Genomic DNA, 24,252 nt, shown 5'->3' with positions numbered 1-24,252 from the left:
GGCTTCCCGGCCGCCGTCTGGTAGAGATTCGGTCCATGACCCAAGACGTGCGCCTGGATTCGGTGGACCTGGCGATCCTGACGGAGCTGCAGAACGACGGGCGCCTGGCGAACAAGGCGCTCGCGCAGCGGGTCGGCGTCGCGCCGTCGACCTGCCTCGCCCGGACCCAGCGGCTGCAGGACGCCGGCGTGATCCGCGGCTACCACGCCCAGATCGACCCGGCGGCCGTCGGGCGCGGGCTGCAGGCGGTGCTGGCGATCCGGCTCGCCGCGCACTCCCGCCCGCTCCTGGGGCCGTTCGTCGAGTGGGCGCGGCAGCTCCCGCAGACCCGGGCGGTGCACCACGTCACCGGGCCCGACGACTTCCTGGTGCACGTCGCCTGCGCCGACACCGACGACCTCCAGCACCTCGTGCTCGACCTGACCGCCCGGCGCGAGGTGGGCCGCGTCCAGACCGACCTCGTCTTCGCCTCCTGGCCCGGCGGCCCGGTCACGCCGGCCGGCGGCGGGGGCTAGCTAGGAGACCGCGGGCGACGCCGCCGGGGGCGGCGCGGGGTTCAGCGACGAGCCCGGCGACGACACCGACGCCGCGGGAGCCGGCGGCGAAGGGTCCGACGTCGCGGAGCGGGACGGCGACGGCGAGACGGTCACGGTCGGTCCGGGCGCCGGCGTGGTCGGCTGGGGCTCGTCCTCGCCGTTCTCGCCGCCGTCTTTCCCGCCATCGTTGTCGTCGCCGTCGTCGTTCCCGCCATCGTCGTCGCCGTCGCCCGTCCCGCCGGTCTTCCCGTCACCGCTCCCGCCGGACGTGCCGCCGTGCGAGATGCTCGGGCCGGTGCTGTCGGACGTGTCGTCCGGCGACGGGGTGGCACCGGTCCCCCCGGGCGTGACGGTCGCCGTCGTCTTCCCCTCCGGGAGCTCGGAGCCCGGGACGTCCCGCACGTCGGTGATCTCGCTCGCGGCGTCGAGGATGTTCGTGCGCAGCGTCTTCAGCGCCTTCAGCCGCTTCGTGGGCGTGTCCCCGACGCCCTCGTGCCCCAGCGCGTCGGTCGCCTCGTCGAGCGCGGTGCGCAGCCGGCGCAGCGCGGGCCGCGGCGCCGTCGGGCGGGCCGCCTCGTAGACCTTCTCGCCGGCCTCGACGGTCTCGGCGAGGCGCTCGGCCGCCTTCGCGACCCGGGCGGGCAGGTCGGCGCCCGCCACGTCCAGGTCGTCGGAGGAGACGATCATCGGGATCGGCAGCGGGCTGACGACCGCGAGGGACGGGGTCCGCTCGGGGTCCTCGCCGCGGTTCGCGAGCACGAGGCCGACGCTGCAGACGACGACCCCCAGCACCACGCTCGCCACGATCGCGATCGCCAGTCCCTGGCGACGACGCCGGCCCCCTGTCTGCTCGTCCATGACGGGCACAATAGCGGTCAACCCGGCATTCTGTGAGATGAACGCGTGATCCGGTAGTTCGGGCTGGTCCGACCTTCACCGGAAGTCCCGCGACCGTCCCGGGGTCGCCAGGCTCAGCGGCGCCAGGTGCTCCGCCAGGAGGTTCACCGCGCCGTCGGCAGACTCCACGCGTCCCCGCACCACCATCGCCGGCGCCGACCGCGCCACCCGCCGGAACCGCCGCCACAGCCCGGCCGTGCAGATCACGTTGAGCAGCCCCGTCTCGTCCTCGAGCGACAGGAACGTCACGCCGCCCGCGGTGCCGGGCCGCTGCCGGTGCGTCACCACGCCGCCGACGGCGACCCGCCGCCCCGACTCCGTCGCCACCACCTCCGCCACGGTGAGCACCCCGGCCGCCCGCAGCCCCTCGCGCACGTGCTGCGTCGGGTAGGAGTCGGGCGTGACGCCCGTCGCCCACGCGTCCGCCCGGGCCGTCTCCGTCCCGGTCATGTCCGGCAGCCCGGGGGCGTCCGCTCCCACGCTCACTCCCGGCAGCGTCCCCGGCCCCTCCTGCCCCAGGGCGCCCGCCGCCCACAGCGCCTCGCGGCGCGTGACGCCCAGCGACCCCAGCGCGCCCGCGGTCGCCAGCGCCTCGAGCTGGGCGGTCGTCAGACCCACGCGCCGCACCAGGTCCCGCAGGTCACCGAAGGCGCCCCCGGCGCCCCGGGCCGCCACGACCTCCGCGGCGAGGTCCTTCCCGATCCCCGTCACCTCGGCAAGCCCCATCCGCACCGCGAGCGCCCCCTCGCGGGTCCGCTCCACGCCGGCGAGCGCCCGCGACGCGGTCACGTCGGGGCGCAGCGCCCGCACGCCGTGCCGGCGGGCGTCGGCGACCAGCGACTGCGGCGAGTAGAACCCCATCGGCTGGGCGGCGAGCAGCCCGGCGTAGAAGGCGGCGGGGTGGTGCGCCTTGAGCCAGGCGCTGGCGTACACGAGGTAGGCGAAGGAGTAGGCGTGCGACTCGGGGAAGCCGAAGTCGGCGAAGGCCTTGAGCTTCTCGTAGATCTCGTGCCGGGCGTCCGCCGGGACGCCGTTGCGCGTCATCCCGGCGTCCAGGCGCTCGCGCAGCGCCGCCATCCGCTCGGCGGACCGCTTGGAGCCCATGGCGCGGCGGAGCTGGTCGGCGTCCTGCGGGGTGAAGCCCGCGACGTCGATCGCCATCTGCATGAGCTGTTCCTGGAACAGCGGCACGCCGTAGGTGCGGCCCAGCGACTTCTCCAGCAGGGGGTGCAGGAACGTGACCGGCTGCCGGCCGCGCACCCGCTCGATGTACGGGTGCACGGACCCGCCCTGGATGGGCCCGGGCCGGATGAGCGCGACCTCGACGACGATGTCGTAGAACGTCCGGGGCCGCAGCCGCGGCAGGGTCGCCATCTGGGCGCGGGACTCCACCTGGAACACGCCGACGGTGTCGGCGGCGCACAGCAGGTCGTAGACGGCCGGGTCGTCGTCGGGCAGCCCGTGCAGGGACAGCCGTGGCCCGCCGTGCTCCTCGACCGACTCGAACGCGTAACGGATGGCGGTGAGCATCCCGAGCCCGAGCAGGTCGAACTTCACCAGCCCGGCGTCGGCGCAGTCCTCTTTGTCCCACTGCAGCACGGTGCGCCCGGGCATGCGGGCCCACTCCACGGGGCACACCTCGATGACGGGCCGGTCGCACATCACCATGCCGCCGGAGTGGATGCCGAGGTGGCGGGGCAGGCGGACCATGCGGTCGGCGAGGTCGATCACGTCGGCCGGGATCTCGCCGTCCTCGGCGGCCGAGGGCGGCGTGCGGAACGGCACGACGTCGTGCGCGTCGTCGGACCGCGGCTGCCCCGGCCCGCGCGGCTCGTCCGCGAGGACGTCCACGAACCTGCCCGACGACGGCGCCGGGGCGTCCTGCGGCTTCAGGCTGCCCCACCGCTCGATGCTCCGGGACCAGGCGTCGGCCTGCCCGGCGTCGTACCCGAGCGCACGGGACGCGTCGCGGACCGCGGACCGGGACCGGTACGTGATGACGTTCGCGACCTGCGCGGCGTGCGTGCGGCCGAACTTCTCGTACACGTGCTGGATGACCTCCTCGCGGCGCACCGACTCGATGTCCAGGTCGATGTCCGGCGGGCCGTCCCGCTCCGGCGCGAGGAACCGCTCGAACAGCAGGCCGTGCCGGACGGCGTCGACGGCGGTGATGCCCAGCGCGTAGCAGACCGCCGAGTTCGCCGCGCTCCCCCGCCCCTGGCACAGGATGCCGCGGCGGCGGCAGAACTCCACCAGGTCGTGGACGACGAGGAAGTACCCGGGGAAGTGCAGCGCGGTGATGATCCTCAGCTCGTGGTCGATCTTGTCCCAGGCGCGCGTGACGAGGTCGTCGCCCGCCGCCGTCCCCGGCCGCCCGCCGTAGCGTTCCTCGGCCCCGCGGTAGGTGAGCTCGCGCAGCCAGCTCGCCTCGTCGTGGCCGTCGGGGACGGGGTGGGGCGGCAGGTCCGGGGCGATGAGGTCCAGGTCGAACGCGCACTCGGCGCCGAGACGAGCGGCGTGCGCCACGGCCTCGGGGTGGCGGGCGTGCAGGCGCGTCATCTCGGCACCCGAGCGCAGGTGGGCCACGGGCGCGCCCGGCAGGAAGCCGTCCAGGTCGTCGAGCGACGAGCGGGCCCGCACCGCCGCGAGCGCCCCGGCGAGGTCGGCGTCCGACGGGCGGGCGTAGTGCGCGGCGGTGGTCGCGACCAGGGGCAGCCGGGCCTCGGCGGCGAGCAGGGCCAGCGCGTCGTGCAGGCCGGCGTCGCGGGGGTCGCCGGTGGCGGTGACCTCGACGGCGACGTTGTCGTGGCCGAACGCGTCGGTCAGCGCGCCGAGCTCGCGGCGGGCGGCGTCCAGGCGGGCGGCGCGCGTGCCGGGCCCGGCGAGCGCGCGGCGGGTCGCCCCCTTGCGGCAGCCGGTGAGCACGAGCCACTCGCCGCCCGCCCGCTCCCCGAGGTCGCCGAGGGTGTAGTGCGCGGCGCCCTTGGTGCCCGCGTCCAGGTGGGCGGTGCCGATGGCGGAGGACAGGCGCCGGTAGCCGCCGGCTCCCCGGGCCAGGACGAGCAGGTGCGTGGCCCGCGGGTCGGGGACGCCGGTGGGCGGGTCGAGCACCGGGCCGGCGGCCCCGGGGGCCGGCAGGTGCAGCTCCGCGCCGAACGCGGTCGCCAGCCCCACCCGCTTGGCGGCCTCGGAGAACCGCACCACGCCGTACAGCCCGTCGTGGTCGGTGAGGGCGAGCGCCGCCAGCCCGAGCCGTGCCGCCTCGGCCGCCAGCTCCTCGGGGTGCGAGGCCCCGTCGAGGAAGCTGTAGGCGGAGTGCGCGTGCAGCTCGGCGTAGTCAGTCATACAGCGCTTCCAGCCGCCAGGTGCCCGTGGTCTGGGCGAGCAGCAGACCGGCACCGTCGTCGGTCAGCACCTGCAGGTAGACGCGGCGGGAGCCGTCGGGCCGCCACCAGCGTTCGGCGACGGGCCAGGGCCCGGCCCAGTCGGTCACGCGCACGGTGCCGCGCTCGCTGCGCACGAGCGCGGGCGGCGCGTTCATCGCGAGGCGTACGTCGACGACGACGTCGGCACCGGCCGCGTCCAGCACCCGCGCGGGGACGGGCTCGGCCAGCACGACGGACGGCGCGGGCGGCGGGAGCGCGCCCGGCCACGGCCGGTCCGGGTCGCGCTCGAGCGGGACGTCCTCGCCGAACGGCACGAGCTGTATCCGGGAGCGCGGGTCGCGGCCGCCCTGCAGGCGTGGCGCCAGCACCCGCGAGGCGCCGAGCAGGGCCTGCACGCGCTCGACGGCGCGGCGGGCGCGCAGCCCCTCGCCCGCCGAGGGGCCCCACAGGCCGGGCTGGGTGGCGCCGGCGGGCGCGACCTCGTCGGCGCGCAGCGTCAGCCGGGTGATCGGCGCGGGCTCCGGCCGGGCGTGCGTGAGCCAGCCCGCGAGCTGCCACCGCACGCGGTCGGTGATCCGCGCGGCGGACATCCCTCCGGCGTCGTCCGTGCGCCAGGTCCGCTCGCACGTGCGGTGCTCGCCGGTGACGGGGTCGACGGCGTCGGCGGTCACCACGACGCGTCCGCACGCCACCCCGCGGGCGGTGAGCTGCCCGTGCAGGTCCTCGGCGACACGGCGGGCGGCGAAAGCGGCGACGTCGACCCGTGCGGCGGGCGGGTCGAGCTCGGCGGTCGCCGTGAGGTCGTGCTCCGCGCGGCGGCGGGCGGGCGGGCGCACGTCGTCGGCGCGGGCCAGCCGCCGCGCCCACACGCCGAGCGGCCCGAACCGTGCCTGCACGCTGCCGGCGGGCAGGCGTGCCACGTCCCCGAGGGTGTGCAGGCCGAGGCGGTGCCACAGGTCGAGGAGGTCGGCCAGCTCCGGACCGTCCGGGCGGGCGTGCCGCAGGTGCGCCGCGGGCCGGGGCGCGAGGTACGCGGCCGAGGCTCCCGCCGGCACCACCGTCTCGTCCCGCGCGGCGAGCACCGCCGCGAGGAAGCCGTCGGCGACGCCCACCTGGCACTCGTGGCCGGAGTCGCGCGCCGTCGCCTCGGCGAGCTCGCGCGCCAGGTCCGGCTCGGAGCCGTGGTAACGAGCAGCGCCGTCCGCCCCGAGCAGCAGCAGCCCCGGGCGGGCGATCTCGATCCCCGCCACGACGGTCTCGGCCGCGGCGGCGACGGGCTCGAACAGCGCGGCGTCGCGGGCGTCGTCGGCGGGCAGGAGCACGAGACCGGCGCAGTGCTGCTGCGCCGTGCGGCGCCGCATGCCGCGCCGCACCCCGGCCGCGCGGGCCGGCGCGCTGACCGCGACGACCGACGAGCCGCGCAGCACGGCCGCGGGCGCGTGGGCGTCCGTGCCCGACGCCGCCATCGCCGCGACGACCGGCCAGTCCGGGACCCAGAGAACGGCGGTGCGGGTGGCGGCGGTCCTCATGCCGCCACCACGCACCGCAGGTCGGCCTGCCGTGCGGCCTTCCCCCGGCCGGTACGGCGCACCGTGAGGGTGCGACGGCGCAGCCGGCCGGCACCGTGGTCGAGACCCTCCCAGCCACCCGGGCCCGCGGTGAGCACCACCTGGGCACCGGGCCAGGCCGGGACCGCGCGCACGGTGCTCTCCTGCCGCACGGTGCTCTCCTGCGCGACGACGAGCACCGCGCCCCGTTCCCGGGCGCGCGCGGTGAGCCGGCGACGGTCCGCGTCCAGGAGCGCGGCGCGGGGCCCGGCGACCACGAGGTCCATCCCGTCCAGCAGCGCCGCGAGCACGGCGGGGGCGTCCGGGCCGGGGTCCGGGACGCACACCGTGCGGCCCAGGTCGCAGCCCGCGTCCACGGCGGCGGCCAGCCCCACCTCGGGATGCCCCACGAACACGGTCCACGCCCCGGCGCGCGACGGCGCGGCGAGCAGGGCCAGCAGCAGCGTGGTCGACCCGGCGACCACCACCGTGGTGCCGGCGGCGAGGCCGCCGTCGGGCAGCAGGCCGGCCACCTCGGGCCGCACCGGGCGGACCGCGACGCCCTGTCCCGTCCCCGGTGCGACGGGACCCCGCGAGCCGACGCCGGTACGGGTCTCGACGGCCCGCAGGGCGCTGAGCGCCCGCTCGTGGGCGGTCTCGGGGATGGCGGTCATCTGCCCTCCAGCGATGGTGCCTGCCGGAACGGGCCGGGCGAAGACGGTGACACGTGTCGAACACGTGTTCGATCACTGTTTCAGTACAGCGCCCCGCGGACCCCCCTGTCAACCGCGCTGGCCAGGGGCCCCGTGGAGGCAGGAGAGGGTGCCGTCAGGCCTTCCGGTAGCACATCGTGTACGCCAGCTCGTCGAAGCCGAAGGGGCGCCACGTCGTGTAGAAGCCGCCCGGCGGGCAGTCCTCCGGGACGTCGAACTCGTGGATGAGCTTCGTGACGCGCCCGTTCGCGCGCTTCTGTCCGCAGCCGACGATCGTGAACGTCGTCGAGTCGACGGGGCCCGGCCGGTACACGCAGTCACCCTTGGACGCCTCCCACGCGTCGCCCGGGAAGTTCATCGTCAGGCACAGGCGCACGTCGTGGGCCGGGTCGTCCGCGGGCCCGAAGTAGCGCTCGTAGTGGTACCTGCCGGGGCACGCGTCCGCGGCATCCTCCCCCTCGGCCCGCGCCCCGACCTCGAAGGACCCGGCGCCGCAGTCGTCGGCGAGGTTCCAGACCGCCTCCTCCTGCGGGTCGCCGTCGACGCACTCGCCCTTCTGCGCCACGAACGCCGGCTGGTCCGACATCGGGTTCCCGCCCACGCTCCCCGAGGGCGACGGCGTGCCGGACGCCGGTGCCGCCGACGCCGGTGCCGCCGACGACGAGGGCGCCGCGACGGGCGTCGCCGGCGGCGGGGCCGGGAGCAGACCACGGAACACGGTCAGGCCCAGCGCGACGACCACGGCCAGGACGACGGCCGCCCCGGCACCGACCCACAGCCCGATCCGGCGCCGCCGCCCGTCGTCCGCGACGGGCGTGATGTCCACGCGGCCCTCGGCGTGGCGGGCGTCCGCCGCCGGGCCGCCCGGAGGGACGGGCTCGAAGGCCGGGCCCGCCGGGGGCACGGCGTCGATCACCGCGGGCGTGGCGCCGGTCGCGGGCGGTGCCGGCTGCCCGAAGACCGCCGCCGGGTCCAGCTCCTGCGGGCCCGGCAGCGGCGCGTTCGGGTCGCCGTGGGTGAGCCAGTAGACCTGCTCCTGCTGCTCGGTGGCGATCCGGCGGACCGCCTCGGGCCACGGGGGCGGCGCCGCCCCGGCCGGGACGTCCGCGAGCGAGGCGAGCAGCGTGTCGGCGGTGGGCCGGGCCGCCGGGTCCTTGGCGAGGCAGGCCCCGACGACCGACCGCAGGCGCTCGTCGTGCAGGGGCAGCCGCGGCGTCGTCTCGATGACGCGCCGGCGGGTCTCGCTCGGCGACGAGTCGCGGAACGGGTTCTGGCCGGTGGCGGCGGTCAGGAGGATCGTGCCGAGCGAGAAGACGTCGCTCACCGGCGTCAGGTCCATGCCCGCCGCCTGCTCGGGCGACATGAAGCCGGGGGCGCCCACGAGCGTGCCCGGGCGGGTCACCGTCGTGATCTCGCCGGCGTCGCCGCCGGTCGCGGCGTTGCGGACGATCCCGAAGTCGATCACCACGGGGCCGTCCGGGCCGAGCAGGATGTTCCCCGTCGACAGGTCGCGGTGCACGAGCTCGGCGGCGTGGATGTCGCGCAGGGCCTCGGCGAGCCCGCGGGCCAGGTACAGCACGGCGTCCTCGGGCAGCGGGCCGGTGGACCGCAGGGCCTGGGACAGCGCGGGCCCGTGGTGGAACTCGTAGGCCAGCCAGGGGATGGGTGCCTCGGTGTCCGCGGCGACCACCTGGGCGGTGCGGGGGCTGCGCACCCGGCGCGCGGCGTCGGCCTCGCGGCGCAGCCGGCTGCGGAACCCGGCGTCGTGCACGGAGTACGTGTCCCGGACCAGCTTGACGGCGACGCGCTCGCCGGACGGCCCCGTCGCGAGATAGACCCTGCCCATGCCGCCTTCGCCGAGCACGGCGCGGGGACGATAAGGACCGACGACCCGCGGGTCCGCCGGCGCGAGCAGCTCCATGATGTCCTCCAGGACTCCCTCCGTCGCGACCCCAGGCAGGATCATCCGGCCGGACATGTGGCGGTATTCACGACGTGCGCCCCAAGATTCGCCGACGCGCGAGGCGATGTCAAAGACGCGCGCGGGCGGCTCTGGCACCTGCCGGGACGATTCGGCAGAGTGGGCCCATGGACTTCACCCGACCGGTCCCCGCGGACCCGTACTCCCTGCTCCCGGCCCCCGCGACCTTCACTCTGGCCAGCGCCGACGTCACCGACGGCGAGCGGCTCCCCGCCACGCACGCCGCCGACGGCGAGAACGTCTCCCCCGCCCTCGCCTGGTCGGGCGCCCCGGAGGGCACCCGCTCGTTCGTCGTCAGCTGCTACGACCCGGACGCGCCGACGCCGTCGGGCTACTGGCACTGGAACCTGGTGGACGTCCCCGCCGAGGTCACCTCCCTGTCGCGCGGCGCCGGCGGCTCGGGCGTGCCCGCCGGCGCGTTCCAGGTCCGCAGCGACGGCGGCGAGCCGGGCTTCGAGGGCGCGGGCCCGCCGCCCGGCGACCACGACCACCGCTACGTCTTCGCGGTGCACGCGCTGGACGCCGCCCCGGGCGAGCTCGGCCTCGGCCCCGACAGCACGAACGCGCAGGTGCACTTCACCGTCTACTTCCACCTGCTGGGCCGGGCGACCCTCACGGCCACCTACAGCAGGTGACGGGGCCGGGGCACGCCCGGGCCGGGCTCAGATCTCGCTGCGGCCCTTGCGCCAGTACCCCATGAACGCGACCGCCTTGCGGTCCACCCCGCGCTCGCCCACCAGGTAGCGCCGCAGCGTCTTGATGACGCCGGCCTCGCCCGCGAGCCACGCGTACAGCACGGTCTCCTGCGTCAGGGGGTTGCCGGCGGCGTCGACGGGGACCTCCCAGAGGATCTCGGAGTCCACGTCGACGTCCGCCGGCTCGGCCGGGACGTGCCCGGGCTCCGACGAGGGGCGCACGCCCATCGCGAGCATCCGGTCCGCGGCGGCCCGCACCTCGGGGACCAGCAGGTCGCCGTGCTCGGCACCGTCCCGCGCGAGCCAGTGCACGCGCACGCCCTGCGGCGCGGCGATCACCCAGCCGTCCTCGGGGTGCGGCACCTCGAGGAAGACCTCGCCGACCGCGTCCGCGGGCAGCGCCTCGCAGATGGACGCGATCGCCGGCACGGCGGTCTCGTCGCCCGCCAGCAGCAGGGCGTGGCTGCGCGACGGCGGCGTGAACTCGCGCCCGCCGTGCGGCCCGTCGTGGCGCGCGTCCGGCCCCATGATCACCAGGGGCTCGCCCTTGCGGGCCGCGGTGGCCCAGCGCGACGCCGGCCCGGAGTCGCCGTGGAGCACCATGTCGACGTCGACCTCGCGCAGGTCCTGCCGCACCGCGCGGACCGTGTAGGTGCGCAGCGGGTTGCGCCGCTCGGGCGGGAGCTCGCGCCAGGCGGTGAACCAGTCCGGGTCGTCCCGCAGCAGGTGGTCCCAGCCGCCCGTGGGGGCCGGGAGCAGCAGCTTGATGCGCTGGTCGTGCCCGTTGTCCGCGAACCGGTCGAGCTCGGCGCCGGTGAAGGTCACCCGCACGAAGGAGGGACACAGCCGCGTCACCCGGGACACCTCGACGTCGAACATCCGCCACGGGGTCGTCGACGTGCTCTCGCGCTCGCGCTGCCGTGCCGTCGGAACGTTCTGGGTCGTCACGTTGGTGAGCCTAGCCTAACTTCGAAGGCTTCTCGCCACCGCCCGTTGTGGGACATGGCACATCTGGCGTCTCAAAATTTGGGACATGTGTCGCACAAATCTCCATTCATCGGGCAAGAACCCCTCATGGCCTCTAGCCTTTCCTTCGCGAGAGCGCCTGTTATGGACGACCGACCAACTCGGCCACCCAGGGCCGAGGGCCACAACAGGCCGGGGGGTTCAACAATTTCATGATCGATCACTTCGCCTACGGTGCCCTGACGCCGCTGCTGTCCATCGTCCTGTCCTGCGCCGGGTGCGCGGTGGGCCTGTCCTGCACGGCGCGCGCCCGCGTGGCCACCGGTGTCGCGCGCACGATCTGGATGCTCCTCGGGGCCGTCGCCATCGGCGGCACCGGCGTCTGGGTCATGCACTTCGTCGCGATGCTCGGCTTCTCGATCGCCGGCGCGCAGATCCACTACGACGTGTTCACCACGGTGTCCTCCATGATCCTCGCGGTGGCCGTGGTCGCCGTCGGGCTCTTCCTCGTGCACAGCAGGAAGGACGGTACCGGCGCCCTCCTGACCGGCGGGGTCATCGCGGGCCTGGGCATCGCCGCCATGCACTACATGGGCATGGCCGCCATGCACGTGGGCGTCGACATCGCCTACGACCCGGTGCTGGTCGGGATGTCCGTCGCGGTCGCGGTGGTCGCCGCGACGACGGGCCTCTGGCTCGCCGCGCGGGTGCGAGGCCTCGGCGCCGGGGCGGTGGCGACGGCCGTGATGGGCATCGCCGTGTCGGGCATGCACTACACGGGCATGGCCGCGATGAGCGTGACCGCGTACCAGGCGGGAAACCCGATCGAGACCCCCGCGATCGGGATGCCCGCCACGCAGCTCCTGGTCCCCCTGGTGATCGGGATCGTCGCGAGCACGGTCGCGCTCGTCATCGTGGCCGGCGCGTGGCCGAGCGCCTCGGAGATGGAGGTCCAGGCGGAGTTCGACGCCTGGGCCGAGCGGCAGCGGGAGCTGCGGGACCGGCAGGCGGGAAGCGGGGGACGGCAGGACCTCCCCCGGTCACGCCCTTGGTAGAGCGCCGTGGATGAAATGGATGAATCTGCCCCTGATCCTGGGTGAACTCTGGGGCGCATATCAGACGTAGCGAACTTTTTACCCTGCTTTGTTCACGCAGCACCCCTAACCTCTGAGTGAATACCCTTCCGGGGCACCCCAGATCGGCCACCCAGAGGCCGAGACCCGGAGCGGCAGAGGTAAGGCAACGCCATGATCGACCACTTCACCTACGGCGCCCTGACGCCGGTGCTGTCCTTCATCCTGTCCTGCGCCGGCTGCGGCGTGGGCCTGTCCTGTACCGCGCGCGCCCGCGTGGCCTCCGGGCTCGCCCGCACGATCTGGCTGCTGCTCGGGTCCGTCGCCATCGGCGGCACCGGGATCTGGGTCATGCACTTCGTCGCGATGCTCGGCTTCTCCGTCACGGGCGCCGAGATCCACTACGACATGCTCACCACGATCGCGTCCATGCTCCTGGCCGTGGTCGTCGTCTCGATCGGCATCTTCCTCGTGCACCGCAGGCAGGGTGGCTACCGCACGCTCCTGACCGGCGGGGCCATCGCCGGCCTCGGCGTCGCCGCCATGCACTACATGGGCATGGCGGCCATGCACGCCGGCGTCGACTTCGCCTACAACCCGCTGCTCGTCATCACCTCCGTGATCATCGCCGTGGTGGCCGGCACCGCGGCGCTCTGGCTCTCCACCCGGGTGCACGGCATCGGCGCGAGCACGGCGGCGACGATCGTGATGGGCATCGCCGTGTCCGGCATGCACTACACGGGCATGGCCGCGATGAGCGTGGTCCCGGGCGGCCCGGGCATGTCGATCGAGACCCCCGCGATCGGGATGCCCGCCACGCAGCTCCTGGTCCCGCTGGTGACCGGGATCGTGGCCAGCACGCTGGCGCTGCTGATCGTGGCGGCCGCCTGGCCGAGCGCCTCGGAGATGGTGGTCCAGGCCGAGTTCCACGCCTGGACCGAGCGGCAGCAGGTCAAGGGACAGCCTCAGCAGCCGGAACGGGGAGAGGGCCGGCGCGCCCCGTTCCGCTGATGCCGCCACCGATGCCACCGATGCCACCGGCACGCTGAGGGGCCGGGGGCGTCGGCCGACTACCGCGTCGCGTAGAACGCCACCGCCGCGGACATCGCGACGTTGAGCGAGTCGACGCCGTTCAGCATGGGGATCGTGACCCGCGCGTCGAGCAGCCGGTCGGTCGCCGCCCTCAGCCCGTGCCCCTCGGTCCCGAAGACCAGCGCCAGGTCCTGATGGTCGCGGGCGACCAGCTCGTCCAGCGTGATCGCCCCCTCCCCCAGCGTCATGCCCGCCACGACATAGCCCGCCTCCCGCAGCACCTCGATATCACCGGGCCACGACTCGGCGCGCGTCCACGGCACCTGGAACACCGTCCCCATCGACACCCGCACCGACCGCCGGTACAGCGGGTCCGCGCAGCGCGGCGTCACCAGCACGGCGTCGACACCGAGCGCCGCGGCGCTGCGGAAGGCGGCTCCGAGATTGGTGTGGTCGACCAGGTCCTCGAACACCGCGACCCGCGACCGCCGGTCCCTCGCGCCCCCGCGCGCGGCGGCCAGGACCTCGGCCGCCGGGGCGAGCGGCGGGCGGTGCATCGCGGCGAGGGCGCCCCGGTGCAGGTGGAAGCCGGTGATCTCCTGGAGCACGGGCTCGTCGGCCACGTAGACGGGCACGCCGGGGCAGGCCGCGAGCGCGTCCGCCATCGTGTCGAGCCACCTGGGCGCCATGAGGAAGGACCGGGGGCGGTGGCCGGCCTCGAGCGCCCGGTGGATCACCTGGGTGCTCTCGGCGATGTAGAGGCCCTTGGCCGGTTCGTGCTTGCTGCGCAGGGCGACCTCGGTCAGGCGCGTGTAGTCGGCGAGCCGTTCGTCGGCCGGGTCGTCGAGGTGGACGACGTCGGAGGTGATCACGTCTCCGATTCTCTCCCGCCCGCCCCGGGGCCCGAGCGCGTGATCTCGCCGTGATCACTCACAGCGAACGTCTGGGTCTTCCCATGGAGACCAATGGTTCGCTAATGTCCCCACCAAGGCAACTTCGTACACGACGAAGGAGATCAGTGATGAGAACCGCCAGACCGTCTCGGACCCGTCGTTCCCGGAGTTCCGGCGCGCATCCCGCGCTCCCGCCCTCCTACCAGGAGATCATCGAGCGTACGCCGTTGCTCGAGCCGGCAGAGGAAGGAGCGCTCCTGGAGCGCGCGGCCCTCGGAACGGCCGCCGCACGCACCCTCGCGAAGACTGCGGTCTCGCCCACGCTGCGCACCGAGCTCGAAAGCCGGGTCAAGGCCGGGCAATACGCGAAGGAGCGGCTCGTCCTCGCCCACCTCCGCATCGTGCCCGACGTCGTGACGGCGTACACCGGGCGCCTGCCGTTCATGGACCTCGTGCAGGAGGGCAACGTCGGCCTCGTGCGCGCCGCAGAGAACTACGACCCGGCCCACGGCACGTTCGCCGCCTTCGCCGCGCGCTGGGTGCGTCGCTCCGTGGTCCGGGCGATCGCCGCCGGGGCACGGTCCGAGGGGCAGGACAGCGGGTCGTCCGGCCCGGGCACGCCCAGCGCCGAGCAGTCCCTCCTGCGCCGCCGTGTCCGCCAGGCGCTCGCCCACCTGGACGCCGTCGAGACCAAGGTCCTCGAGATGCGGTTCGGGCTCGTGGACGGCACCAGCAGGACGCTCGACGAGATCAGCCGCCGGCTCGGCGTGACCCGGGAGCGCGTGCAGCAGATCCTCAACGAGGCCCTGCTCCACCTCCGCGGCGTCGTGGCGCCCCTGCCGGCCGTGGCCTGAACGGCGGCCGCGACCGCCCCGCAAGATCCCAGACTCCCCCGAGGGCGCACTCCGGTGCGCGAACCCTCGCGGGCCGGCGACCCGACAACGGGGTCGCGCCGCCGGCCCGCGAGGATCCGTGACCCTCTGCCCCGGCCGGGCTACTCGCGGTCCAGCCGACGCAGGACCTCGTCGAACGCCTCCTGGTAGGCCGTCGTGCGCGGGTATCCCCCGTGCAGGCCCAGCTGGAACAGGTAGGCCGAGCGGTCGACCTCCTCGGCGCCGCGGTCGATCTCGTTCGGCCCGTACCCCAGCACCGGGAACCCCAGGAAGTCCGTGCGCCGCCACAGGTTGATCCACGCCGGCACGTCGTCGTCCTGCCCCGCGCCGTCCCGTTCTGCCACGAGCAGGTCGCGCAGGCTCTTGTCGTGCGCGCGGACGGGCGGCCGCTCGACGTCGCCCCCGCTCCACGGGTCGCCCGTCCACGACGGCGGGCCGACCGGCGGGACGCCCAGCGCGCGCGGACCGAACAGCTCCGGGAAGAACCGTCCGAAGTAGGGGCGCAGCTGCACGCCGTAGGTGAGCAGGCCGACCCGGCCCGCCACGGGGACCTGCCGCACCACCGGGTTGCCGGACCTGATGAGCACCACCGCGGCGGCGATGACCCCACCGATCGAGTGCGCGGACAGCACGACGCGCCGGCGCCGGGCGACGGCGGCGCGGTACGCCTCGTCGTCGACGTCCAGTGCCTGGAGCCACGAGTCCACGCGGCTGCGCACCTCCGGGACGGCACGCTCGGCGTAGCTCGGCGGGCCGAACGGGTGGGCGCTGCGGGGCAGGAAGCACATGACGTCCCACAGCAGACCCCACGGCCGGGTGGCGTTGTCGACAGTCCCGGTCAGCGCGCTGACGACCAGCGCGACGGCCAGCGTGCCGAGCATCGGCACCGCGAGGTCGGTGAGCCAGGCGGGCACGGCGAACAGTCCCGACGGGTCGCCGAGGAACGTCGGCAGCCCGACGGTGCCGGGGGCGTCGGAGTCGTCCGACGGCACCGCGAGCGGGATCGTGGCGACCAGCGCGATCCAGGACGCGACGGCCAGCGCCGAGACCACGAGCTCGGAGCGGTGGCTCATCGCGGCGAGCTGGCGTGCCCCGAGCGCGCGGCGGGCGGCCTGGGGAAGCGTGTCGGGGTCGACGAGGTCGCCGGTGCGCGCCCCGGGCAGGCTCCGGCCGGCGGCGCGCGCGGCGAGCGCCCCGGGGCCGCGGCGAGGGCCCGAGGTGTCGGGCGCGGGCGGGATCCAGAGCGTGCCCCGGCGCACGGCGTCCACCACCGACGGCGCCACCAGGGTCCCCAGGAGGAGCAGGAACATCACGACGATCACCGCGACGCTCGCGCCGAACTCGGTGTAGACGGGCGGGACGGGCACGATCTCGCGGGGCGGGACGTTCGCCACGACCTCGACGAACAGCCCGCCGCCGGCCCCCGGGGCGACGACGGGCGGCGGCGCGGAGCGCAGGTACCACTGGACGCCCACCACGACGAGGCTCGAGAACACGGCCGCGGCGGCCGTGGACAGCAGCAGGAAGACCCCGGGCCCGGCCCCTCCCCAGCCCTCGGCCCGGGAGCCGCCGGCCCGGCGGCGCGCCACCGCCCAGCACGCCGGGACCGCCAGCACCACGACCGCGAGCCCGAGGAGCACCACGCGGACGGTGAGCGGGAGCGGACGGCCCTGCGGCGCGGCGAGCGTGGCCACGGCGGTGCAGGCCGTCGCGGTGAGCGGCACGAGGGACCAGAGCAGGGCCTGCGCCGGCCCGGTACGCCGGGCACGGCGCCACACGAGCGCCGTGGACGCGATGCCCGTGAGCGCGACCACGAGCAGGCCCGGCGCCGCCTCGATGCCGATCATCCAGGGCAGGGCCGTCGGCGTCCCGGAGCGGGCCAGCGTGACCCATGCCCCGGCCCAGGCCGCCAGGCCGGCCAGGAGCAGGGCGAACGCGGCGCGCGGCTTCCAGCGCGGCACGCCCTCCTGCACGCCGTCGTCGTCGGTGCGCAGGGTGACGAGCCATGTCGCGGCCAGGGTCACGGCGAAGCCGGGCGCGGCGGCCCAGGCCGTGCGCTCCGAGGTCCACAGCAGGAGCGCCGAGAGCAGCCCGAGCGCGGCCGCGAGGTGGTTGTACAGCGCCCCGGTGCCGGTGCGGCGGGACCAGAAGCCCGCGCGGCGCAGCGCCGGCCCGCCGCTCGGCGCGACCGTCTCCCCGGCGCGCAGCGAGGACACGCGGGACTCGAACTTCACGCTGCCGCCGTGCGCGATGAGCACGAGGACGACGACGGCGACCACGGGTACGAGCGACAGCCAGCCGAGCCGGTCGCCGTGGTCCGTGCGGGCCAGCCAGTACAGCCCGTCCGGGACGCGTGCGCAGACCGGGACGGTGCCGTCCGTGATCAGTCCCATGCACCGGGTGCCGATGGTGGACAACGCGACGGTGGCCGTCGTCGTCGTGAACAGGAGCGTGAGGAACAGGGCGAAGACCCTGGTCAGCGCTGCGGACGCGTCGGGCAGGAGCCGCGCGCCCGCCGGGGTCGCCGCCGGTGCCTCGGGGATGCGGCGGGCCCAGTACGCCGCGTTCGCCAGGCCGAACGGCACCATCGCCACCCACATCACCCGCGTGGCCAGCGTGCCGACCAGCCCGAGCAGCCCGCCGAACGGCAGGCGGCCCAGGCGCGACATCGCGCCCCACGAGTAGGCCTCCCGGCGCACGTCGTTCGGGATCTCGTGCGGGTCGCCCGGCGGGACCTCGCGGTCCCGCACGTCGCCCGGGGCCGGCGCGCGGTCGCGGGCGTCGGCCTCCGGGGTCGGCACCCAGAAGCTGCCGAGGCCGTCGCCGTCGGTCTGCACCACCTCGTCGGCGGCCAGGTCGAGGATGCCGTGCGGCGGCGTGTTCGCCACGCCGTGGATGCGCAACTCCAGGACGTCCTGCCCGGGCACGGCGGGGATGTGCCGGCCCCGCGGCTCGCGGCGGCGGTAGGACTGCGACTCCGCGGGGGCGGACTGCGCGAGGACCGCGGGCTCCTGCGCGGGCTGCTGCCCGGCGGGCTCCGGCTCGTGCACGTGGCTCATGCGTGCCTTCCGTGACGGGGTCAGGACAGTGGAACAGAGCCAAACTAGGACAGACAACACAAGTGCGCCAGTTCCACGCCCCGGCACGGAAGGCCGGGCGGAGCCGTCAGGCGGGAGCCGGGGCCTCCTCTTCCTCGTCGTGCGCGAGCGGGGCCGCGAACTGGCTGTCGTAGAGCCGTGCGTACGGGCCGCCCGCCGCCAGGAGCTGCGCGTGGGAGCCCTGCTCCACGATGTCACCGTGCTCCATCACGAGGATCACGTCCGCGTCACGGATGGTGGACAGCCGGTGGGCGATGACGAACGCCGTACGGCCCTGCCGCAAGCGGTGCATCGCCTCCTGGACCAGCACCTCGGTGCGGGTGTCGACGGAGCTCGTCGCCTCGTCGAGCACGAGGATCTCCGGGTCGGCGAGGAACGCCCGGGCGATCGTCAGGAGCTGTTTCTCCCCCGCCGAGAGGCTCGAGCCCTCGTCGTCGAGCTGGGTGTCGTAGCCGTCCGGGAGCGTCCGCACGAACGGGTCCACGTGCGTGGCACGCACGGACCGGAGAAACTCCTCGTGGGTGATCTCGCGCCGCACGCCATAGCGCAGGTTCTCCTCGATGGTCCCCTGGAACAGCCACGTGTCCTGCAGCACCATCCCGATGCTGCCGCGCAGGGTGTCGCGGGTCATGGTGCGCACGTCGACGCCGTCGAGCAGGATGCGCCCGGCGTTCACCTCGTAGAACCGCATCAGGAGGTTCACGAGCGTCGTCTTGCCCGCACCCGTCGGCCCGACGATCGCGATCGTCTGCCCCGGCTCCGCCGTCAGGTCCAGGCCCGTGATCAGCGGCTCGTCCGGGCTGTACGCGAACTCGACGTCCTCGAACTCCACACGGCCCCGCACCGGGCCGCCGTCACCCGGCGTGACCGGGTCCGCCGGGTCCGGCTCCTGCTCCGGGGCGTCGAGCAGGTCGAAGACCCGCTCGATCGACGCCACGCCGGACTGCAGCAGGTTCATCATCGCGGCGATCTGCGTCAGCGGCTGCGTGAACTGGCGCGAGTACTGGATGAACGCCTGCACGTCACCGATGCTCAGCTGGCCCGACGCCACCCTCAGGCCACCTACCACGGCGATCACCACGTAGTTGAGGTTCCCGATGAAGCCCATCGACGGCTGCATGGTGCCCGAGATGAACTGCGCCTTGCGCGTCGCATCGTGCAGCCGCTCGTTCTCCTCGGCGAACGTGGCCGACGCCGCCCGCTGCCGCCCGTACACCTTGACGAGCGCGTGGCCGGTGAACATCTCCTCGATGTGCGCGTTCAGCTTCCCGGTGCTGCTCCACTGCTTGATGAACTGCGGCTGGCTGCGCTTGGCGATCTGCATCGTGACCAGCACCGACAGCGGCACCGTCACGAGCGCCACCAGCGCCAGGATCCACGAGATCCAGAACATCATCGCCAGCACGCCCACCACCGTCAGCAGGGACGTGACCAGCTGCGCCAGGGTCTGGGTGGCCGTCTGGGACGCGTTGTCGATGTCGTTGGTGACGCGGGACAGGATCTCGCCGCGCCGCTGCCTGTCGACGTACGACAGCGGGATCCGGTGCAGCTTGGCCTCGACGTCGTCCCGCAGCCGGCGCATGGTGTTCTGCACGGCGACCGCCGTGATCCGCGCCTGCACCCAGCCGAACACGAACGCGGCCACGTACACGCTCACCGCCCACGCCAGCACCATGACCAGCCGGCCCGTGTCGACCCCCTGGCCGACCACCACCTCGGGCATGCCCGAGAGCAGGTCCGCCAGCTGGTCGTCGCCCCGGGCCCGCAGCCCCGCCACGACCTCGTCGGCCGGCGTGCCCGCCGGCACCTGGCCGGCGAGCATCCTGCCGATCACGCCGTCGAAGATGATGTTCGTCGCCTCGCCCAGGAGCTTCGGGCCGGCGACGGTGAGCGCGACCGAGACGACGCCGCACAGCGTCAGGATGATGACGCGTGCCCGCTCCGGCCGCATGACCTCGGCGAACCGCCTCAGCGACCCGGAGAAGTCGAGGGCCTTCTCGGCCGGCATCCCCATGCTGCCCGTCGGGCCCGGCCCGCGGCGCGCACCGCTGCGCGCCGCCTCGCGCGTCGTCTCCTGGTCGCTCTGCGCGCTCATGCCGCCTCCTCCAGGGTCATCTGGCTGGTCACGATCTCCTCGTATGTCTCGCTGTAGTCCGGGTGGTCCCGCATCAGCAGTTCGTGGTGCCGCCCGCGGCCGACGATCCGCCCGTGCTCCAGCACGAGGATCTGGTCGGCGTCCCGGATGGTCGCCACGCGCTGCGCGACGACGATCACGGTGGCGTCCCCGGTGCGTGGCGCGAGGGCCGCCCGCAGCCGGGCGTCGGTGGCGTAGTCCAGCGCGGAGAACGAGTCGTCGAACAGGTACACCAGCGGGTCGCGCACCACGGCGCGCGCCATCGCCAGGCGCTGCCGCTGCCCGCCGGAGAACGTGCTGCCGCCCTGGCCCACCGGGGCCTCGAGCCCTTCGGGCAGCGCCTCGACGAAGCCGCGCGCCTGCGCGACCTCGAGCGCCTGCCACATGTCGTCCTCGCTCGCGTCCGGCTTGCCGTACCGCAGGTTGGTGGCGACCGTCCCGCTGAACAGGAACGCCTTCTGCGGCACCACGCCGAGCAGCGAGCCGAGGTCGTCGGTGCTCAGGTCCCGCACGTCCACGCCGTCGACCAGCACGCGGCCGCCCGTGACGTCGAACAGCCGCGGCACCAGGTTGAGCAGCGTGGTCTTGCCGGAACCGGTGGACCCGATGATCGCCGTCGTCTCGCCCGGGCGGGCCGTGAAGCTCAGCCCGTGCAGCACCGGCTCCTCGGCTCCCGGGTACCCGTAGGTGACGTCGTCGAACGTGACGAGCCCGCGCGGGCCGGCGCCGCCGGACAGGCTGCTCAGCGGAGCCGGGACGGACGGCTCCACCACCGACGTCTCCGTGCCGAGCACCTCCAGGATGCGGTCGGCGGCGACGGCGGCGCGCGGCACCATCATGACCATCATCGTCGACATCATCACGGCCATGAGGATGAACATCAGGTACGCGAGAAACGCCGTCAGCGCCCCGACCTGCATCTCGCCCGAGTCGATGCGCCCGGCGCCGAACCAGAGCACGGCCACGCTCGACAGGTTCATGATGAGCATGACCACCGGGAACGCCATCGCCATGAGCTTGCCCGCCCCGAGCGACGTGTCGTAGAGGGCCGTGTTGGCCTCGTCGAACCGCTCGGCCTCGCGCTGCTCCCGCACGAACGCGCGCACCACACGCAGGCCGGTGATCTGCTCGCGCAGCACGCCGTTGATCACGTCGATGCGGCCCTGCATGGCCTTGAAGTACGGCACCATGCGCCACATCAGCAGGCCCACGCACACCCCGAGCACCGGCACCACGACCAGCAGCAGCCCGGACAGCTCCACGTCCTCCCGCAGCGCCATGAACACGCCGCCCACCAGCATGATCGGCGCCATCACCATGATGGTGAACATCATGATCAGCACCTGCTGGACCTGCTGCACGTCGTTGGTGGTGCGGGTGATGAGGGTCGGCGCGCCGAACTGCCCCACCTCGCGGGCGCTGAACGTCTGCACCGTGGAGAACAGCTCGCGGCGCACGTCACGCCCGAACGCGGTGGCCGCCTTCGCGCCGAGGTACACGGCGCCGATCGCAGCCACGGCCTGCAGCAGGCTCACGCCGAGCATCCAGCCGCCGGTGCGCCAGATGTAGGCGATGTCGCCCTGGGTCACCCCGGAGTCGATGATGTCCGCGTTCAGCGACGGCAGGTAGAGGTTGGCCAGCGTCTGGAAGAGCTGGAGCAGGAGCAGCAGGGCGACGGCCGCTCCGTACGGGCGCAGATATCTGCGCATGAGCGTGACGAGCATTCAGTGTTCCTCGCTGTGATGGTGGGCCGCCTCGGCACCGGGGGCGTCGGCCGGGGGTGAGTAGTGGGTATCAGGAACCTGCGGGCCGGGCGAAGGATTTTCGCCGACGATCCCGTTCACCAGGGCGTCGGCCAGGACCCGGGCCGGGAGGGGCGGCTCCAGCTGCTCCGGGCCGGGCCGGCGGTGGGCCGTGGCCGCCTCGATCAGCGAGACGGCCACCGCGATCGGGACGCGCAGGCGGCCCAGGTCCTGTGCCAGCACGCGCCCCAGACTCTCCTCCACCACCGTGCGGCGCATCTCGTGCTGCGCCACGAGCCGCGACCGCATGTCCTCGGCGCGCTCGCGGTGGGCGTGGTGCTGCTCGTCCAGGGCGTTGCGGGCGTGCACGGCGCGCAGCACCGTGACCCACGCGACCGCCTCCTCGGAGCGCTGCTGCCCGCGCTCGATGACCTGCTGCACCCGCTCCACGAGCGGGAGCCGCGCGTCGACGGACTCGAGGTCGGTGCGGGTGACCATCGGGTCCGACGCGCGCAGCAGCCCCGTCAGGGCGACCTCGCCGATCAGGCACACCTTGTCGCCGAACGCGCGGAACAGGGTCCCCTCGGCGACGCCGGCGGCGTCGGCCAGCTCCCGGGACGTCGCCTCCACGCCGCGCTCGGCGACCAGCGGCATGACGGCCTCGACGATCGCCGCCCGGCGATCGTCCGGGGACATCGGCGCCGCCCGGCGACGGTCCGTGCGCGCTCCCTCTGGCTCCGAAGACATACTCGGGACGATAAATGAGTGAGCACTCACTCGGCAACGCGTTTCGCTCAGAGCAGCGCGGGCCGGCCGGACAGCACGGAGCCGCCGGGGCGACCGCTCCCGAAGGAGTGGCCGCCCCGGCGGCTCCGTACCGACCTGCTACTGCTGCGGCGGCGGGGGCGGCGGGACCTCGCCCTGCCCGCCGTCGACCGGGCGGGGCGGCGGCTGCGTCCGCGACCGGCGCGACGGCGTCGAGCCGGTGGGCCGCTGGCCCCGCTCGGCGCCCGGGTCGAACGGGTCGCCGGAGCGCGTGCCGGACTCGGTCGCGTCGGCGGTGGCGGCCTCCGCCTGGCGCTGCGCCTCGGCCAGGGCCTCGCCGGGGCTCGGCAGGATGCCGCCCCCGGTGAGAAGGTCCGTGGTCGGCGTGACCGGGGGCGGGTTCGAGCCGTCGTCGCCCGACGCCGCGCCGCCACCACCACCGAAGCCCTTGGCGATGCTCGACATCGCGGCAGTGAACTCGGTGGGGATGACCCAGTTGGTGTTCGAGGTGCCGTTCGCGAGCTGCGGCAGCATCTGGATGTACTGGTAGCTCAGCAGCTTCGGGTCCGCGTTGCCGCGGTGGATGGCCTCGAAGACCTGGAGGATCGCGCGCGCCTCACCCTCGGCCTCGAGGATCTGGGACTGCGCCGAACCCTCGGCCCGCAGGATCGCCGACTGCTTCTCACCCTCGGCGGTGAGGATCGCCGACTGCTTGACACCTTCGGCGGTGAGGATCGCGGCGCGGCGGTCGCGCTCGGCGCGCATCTGCTGCTCCATCGCGCCCTGCACGGACTGCGGCGGCTCGATCGACTTCAGCTCGACGCGGTTGACGCGGATGCCCCAGCGGCCGGTCGCCTCGTCCAGCACGCCGCGGAGCTGGCCGTTGATCTGGTCACGGCTGGTGAGCGTCTGCTCCAGGTCCATCGAGCCGATGACGTTACGCAGCGTGGTGACGGTCAGCTGCTCGATCGCCGTGATGTAGTTCGCGATCTCGTAGACGGCCGACCGGGCGTCGGTCACCTGGAAGTAGATGACCGTGTCGATCTCGACCACCAGGTTGTCGCTCGTGATCACCGGCTGCGGCGGGAAGGAGACGACCTGCTCGCGCATGTCGACGCCGGCACGCACCTTGTCGATGAACGGGACCAGCAGGTGGAATCCTGGCGTCAACGTGTCGTGGTACTTACCGAGCCGCTCGATGACCAGGGCGACCGACTGCGGCACGATCCGCACGGCGCGCGACAGCGCCACGACGACGACGATGAGGAGTATGAGGAGGACTATCCATAGTCCGATCTGTTCCACGTGCTTCTCCTACCGCGGGTGCACCCGCTCGAGCGATATGTGTGTGTACGTAGCCGGGATACGGCGGTGCCGACGGTCAGGCGGACTGGTCGGCGCCCTTCGGGCCGACCACGGCAGTCGCACCGTCGATGCGCACCACCTGCACGGTAGCCCCCACCGACAGCGGTGGCGAGCCGTCCGCCGCGCGCGCCGTCCATACCTCACCCATGAGCTTGACCAGGCCGCCCACCTGGGTGACCTCCTCGATCACGGACGCCGTCCGGCCGACGTGGGCCTCGGCGTTGGTCAGGCTCTCCGCGCCGCCCTTGGACAGGTAGCGCTTGAGCGGCGGACGCAGGGTCACCAGCAGGATCGTCGCGACGACCGCGAACACGATCACCTGGACCCACAGGGGCTGTCCCGCCGCGTTGGCCCCGGCGGCCGCGAGCGCGCCGCCGGCGAACATGATGAAGACGAAGTCGAGAGTCGTGATCTCGATCAGTCCGAGAATCAGGGCCGCACCGACCCACCACAACCACTCCATCGGAATCCCCTTCCCGAGGCTTGGCGCCACCTGGCGCCTTTGCCCGAAGATTACCAATGGCACACCCTCCGGG

At 74.1% G+C, this 24,252-nt stretch carries 18 protein-coding genes; 5 read left to right on the top strand and 13 right to left on the bottom strand.

The genetic code is table 11. From position 1 onward, the window contains the following. The first annotated feature begins 35 nt into the window (after positions 1–35). Positions 36–515, top strand: a complete 480-nt coding sequence (locus ACYU96_RS09785; protein ID WP_460752317.1) for an Lrp/AsnC family transcriptional regulator — start codon at positions 36–38, stop codon at positions 513–515. On the opposite strand, the gene ACYU96_RS09780 is transcribed toward ACYU96_RS09785, so the two are convergent. From ACYU96_RS09780 to ACYU96_RS09760, 5 genes are all read right to left on the bottom strand, one after another. Beyond that, positions 516–1,394, bottom strand: coding sequence for a hypothetical protein (locus ACYU96_RS09780; protein ID WP_460752314.1), 879 nt, complete (start codon positions 1,392–1,394; stop codon positions 516–518). 75 nt (positions 1,395–1,469) lie between these two features. Beyond that, a complete protein-coding gene (dnaE, locus tag ACYU96_RS09775; protein WP_460752311.1) occupies positions 1,470–4,778 on the bottom strand; it encodes a DNA polymerase III subunit alpha in 3,309 nt (1,102 codons plus the stop codon). After that, on the bottom strand, positions 4,771–6,348 hold the full coding sequence (locus ACYU96_RS09770) for a DNA polymerase Y family protein (RefSeq protein ID WP_460752309.1): 1,578 nt from the start codon (positions 6,346–6,348) through the stop codon (positions 4,771–4,773). Before ACYU96_RS09770 ends, dnaE begins: the two co-directional genes overlap by 8 nt. After that, complete coding sequence (locus ACYU96_RS09765) at positions 6,345–7,040, bottom strand: hypothetical protein (protein ID WP_460752306.1); 696 nt, start codon at positions 7,038–7,040, stop codon at positions 6,345–6,347. Before ACYU96_RS09765 ends, ACYU96_RS09770 begins: the two co-directional genes overlap by 4 nt. A 154-nt stretch (positions 7,041–7,194) precedes the next feature. Next, a complete protein-coding gene (locus tag ACYU96_RS09760; protein WP_460752303.1) occupies positions 7,195–9,057 on the bottom strand; it encodes a serine/threonine protein kinase in 1,863 nt (620 codons plus the stop codon). Between the two features lie 110 nt (positions 9,058–9,167). Between ACYU96_RS09760 and ACYU96_RS09755 the strand changes: the two genes are divergently transcribed. Further along, positions 9,168–9,695: a YbhB/YbcL family Raf kinase inhibitor-like protein gene (locus ACYU96_RS09755; protein ID WP_460752301.1), complete on the top strand. Its 528-nt coding sequence runs from the start codon at positions 9,168–9,170 to the stop codon at positions 9,693–9,695. A 27-nt stretch (positions 9,696–9,722) separates the two neighbouring features. Here the strand turns inward: ACYU96_RS09755 and ACYU96_RS09750 are convergent, their stop codons facing one another. Next, positions 9,723–10,634, bottom strand: a complete 912-nt coding sequence (locus tag ACYU96_RS09750; protein ID WP_460754559.1) for a siderophore-interacting protein — start codon at positions 10,632–10,634, stop codon at positions 9,723–9,725. 299 nt (positions 10,635–10,933) lie between these two features. Here ACYU96_RS09750 and ACYU96_RS09745 point away from each other — a divergent pair, with 299 nt between their 5' ends. Continuing rightward, complete coding sequence (locus ACYU96_RS09745; RefSeq protein WP_460752298.1) at positions 10,934–11,776, top strand: MHYT domain-containing protein; 843 nt, start codon at positions 10,934–10,936, stop codon at positions 11,774–11,776. A gap of 192 nt (positions 11,777–11,968) precedes the next feature. Beyond that, positions 11,969–12,805, top strand: a complete 837-nt coding sequence (locus tag ACYU96_RS09740) for an MHYT domain-containing protein (protein WP_460752295.1) — start codon at positions 11,969–11,971, stop codon at positions 12,803–12,805. Between the two features lie 59 nt (positions 12,806–12,864). On the opposite strand, the gene ACYU96_RS09735 is transcribed toward ACYU96_RS09740, so the two are convergent. Continuing rightward, on the bottom strand, positions 12,865–13,698 hold the full coding sequence (locus ACYU96_RS09735; RefSeq protein ID WP_460752292.1) for a TrmH family RNA methyltransferase: 834 nt from the start codon (positions 13,696–13,698) through the stop codon (positions 12,865–12,867). Between the two features lie 149 nt (positions 13,699–13,847). Between ACYU96_RS09735 and ACYU96_RS09730 the strand changes: the two genes are divergently transcribed. Continuing rightward, a complete protein-coding gene (locus ACYU96_RS09730; protein ID WP_460752289.1) occupies positions 13,848–14,573 on the top strand; it encodes a sigma-70 family RNA polymerase sigma factor in 726 nt (241 codons plus the stop codon). A 140-nt stretch (positions 14,574–14,713) separates the two neighbouring features. On the opposite strand, the gene ACYU96_RS09725 is transcribed toward ACYU96_RS09730, so the two are convergent. The 6 genes from ACYU96_RS09725 to ACYU96_RS09700 all read right to left on the bottom strand — a co-directional run bounded on the left by ACYU96_RS09725 (position 14,714) and on the right by ACYU96_RS09700 (position 24,179). Beyond that, on the bottom strand, positions 14,714–17,671 hold the full coding sequence (locus ACYU96_RS09725) for a hypothetical protein (protein ID WP_460752286.1): 2,958 nt from the start codon (positions 17,669–17,671) through the stop codon (positions 14,714–14,716). Between the two features lie 106 nt (positions 17,672–17,777). Then, a complete protein-coding gene (locus ACYU96_RS09720; RefSeq protein ID WP_460752283.1) occupies positions 17,778–19,805 on the bottom strand; it encodes an ABC transporter ATP-binding protein in 2,028 nt (675 codons plus the stop codon). Next, positions 19,802–21,568 (bottom strand): ABC transporter ATP-binding protein, encoded by a 1,767-nt coding sequence (locus tag ACYU96_RS09715; RefSeq protein WP_460752281.1) that lies wholly within the window; start codon positions 21,566–21,568, stop codon positions 19,802–19,804. The genes ACYU96_RS09720 and ACYU96_RS09715 overlap by 4 nt, the downstream gene beginning before the upstream one ends. Beyond that, the gene (locus ACYU96_RS09710) at positions 21,569–22,333 is read right to left on the bottom strand and encodes a TetR/AcrR family transcriptional regulator (RefSeq protein ID WP_460752278.1); all 765 of its coding nucleotides are present in this window, start codon (positions 22,331–22,333) and stop codon (positions 21,569–21,571) included. A 138-nt stretch (positions 22,334–22,471) separates the two neighbouring features. Then, a complete protein-coding gene (locus tag ACYU96_RS09705; protein WP_460752275.1) occupies positions 22,472–23,656 on the bottom strand; it encodes an SPFH domain-containing protein in 1,185 nt (394 codons plus the stop codon). A gap of 76 nt (positions 23,657–23,732) precedes the next feature. Beyond that, positions 23,733–24,179 carry an NfeD family protein gene (locus tag ACYU96_RS09700; protein ID WP_460752272.1) on the bottom strand — a complete coding sequence of 149 codons (447 nt, stop codon included), beginning with the start codon at positions 24,177–24,179 and terminating at the stop codon, positions 23,733–23,735. Between the last annotated feature and the right edge of the window lie 73 nt (positions 24,180–24,252).

The sequence above is a fragment of the Myceligenerans cantabricum genome, from assembly GCF_054777735.1.
This window is presented reverse-complemented; position numbering and strand designations above follow the sequence as displayed.

Bases quoted from the DNA above. Each gene is read 5' to 3' on its own strand.
- ACYU96_RS09780 (WP_460752314.1), bottom strand. From the start codon at position 1,394: ATGGACGAGCAGACAGGGGGCCGGCGTCGTCGCCAGGGACTGGCGATC.
- ACYU96_RS09760 (WP_460752303.1), bottom strand. From the start codon at position 9,057: ATGTCCGGCCGGATGATCCTGCCTGGGGTCGCGACGGAGGGAGTCCTG.
- ACYU96_RS09710 (WP_460752278.1), bottom strand. From the start codon at position 22,333: ATGTCTTCGGAGCCAGAGGGAGCGCGCACGGACCGTCGCCGGGCGGCG.
- ACYU96_RS09770 (WP_460752309.1), bottom strand. From the start codon at position 6,348: ATGAGGACCGCCGCCACCCGCACCGCCGTTCTCTGGGTCCCGGACTGG.
- ACYU96_RS09715 (WP_460752281.1), bottom strand. From the start codon at position 21,568: ATGCTCGTCACGCTCATGCGCAGATATCTGCGCCCGTACGGAGCGGCC.
- ACYU96_RS09700 (WP_460752272.1), bottom strand. From the start codon at position 24,179: ATGGAGTGGTTGTGGTGGGTCGGTGCGGCCCTGATTCTCGGACTGATC.
- ACYU96_RS09750 (WP_460754559.1), bottom strand. From the start codon at position 10,634: ATGTTCGACGTCGAGGTGTCCCGGGTGACGCGGCTGTGTCCCTCCTTC.
- ACYU96_RS09740 (WP_460752295.1), top strand. From the start codon at position 11,969: ATGATCGACCACTTCACCTACGGCGCCCTGACGCCGGTGCTGTCCTTC.
- dnaE (WP_460752311.1), bottom strand. From the start codon at position 4,778: ATGACTGACTACGCCGAGCTGCACGCGCACTCCGCCTACAGCTTCCTC.
- ACYU96_RS09730 (WP_460752289.1), top strand. From the start codon at position 13,848: ATGAGAACCGCCAGACCGTCTCGGACCCGTCGTTCCCGGAGTTCCGGC.
- ACYU96_RS09765 (WP_460752306.1), bottom strand. From the start codon at position 7,040: ATGACCGCCATCCCCGAGACCGCCCACGAGCGGGCGCTCAGCGCCCTG.
- ACYU96_RS09720 (WP_460752283.1), bottom strand. From the start codon at position 19,805: ATGAGCGCGCAGAGCGACCAGGAGACGACGCGCGAGGCGGCGCGCAGC.
- ACYU96_RS09725 (WP_460752286.1), bottom strand. From the start codon at position 17,671: ATGAGCCACGTGCACGAGCCGGAGCCCGCCGGGCAGCAGCCCGCGCAG.
- ACYU96_RS09745 (WP_460752298.1), top strand. From the start codon at position 10,934: ATGATCGATCACTTCGCCTACGGTGCCCTGACGCCGCTGCTGTCCATC.
- ACYU96_RS09755 (WP_460752301.1), top strand. From the start codon at position 9,168: ATGGACTTCACCCGACCGGTCCCCGCGGACCCGTACTCCCTGCTCCCG.
- ACYU96_RS09785 (WP_460752317.1), top strand. From the start codon at position 36: ATGACCCAAGACGTGCGCCTGGATTCGGTGGACCTGGCGATCCTGACG.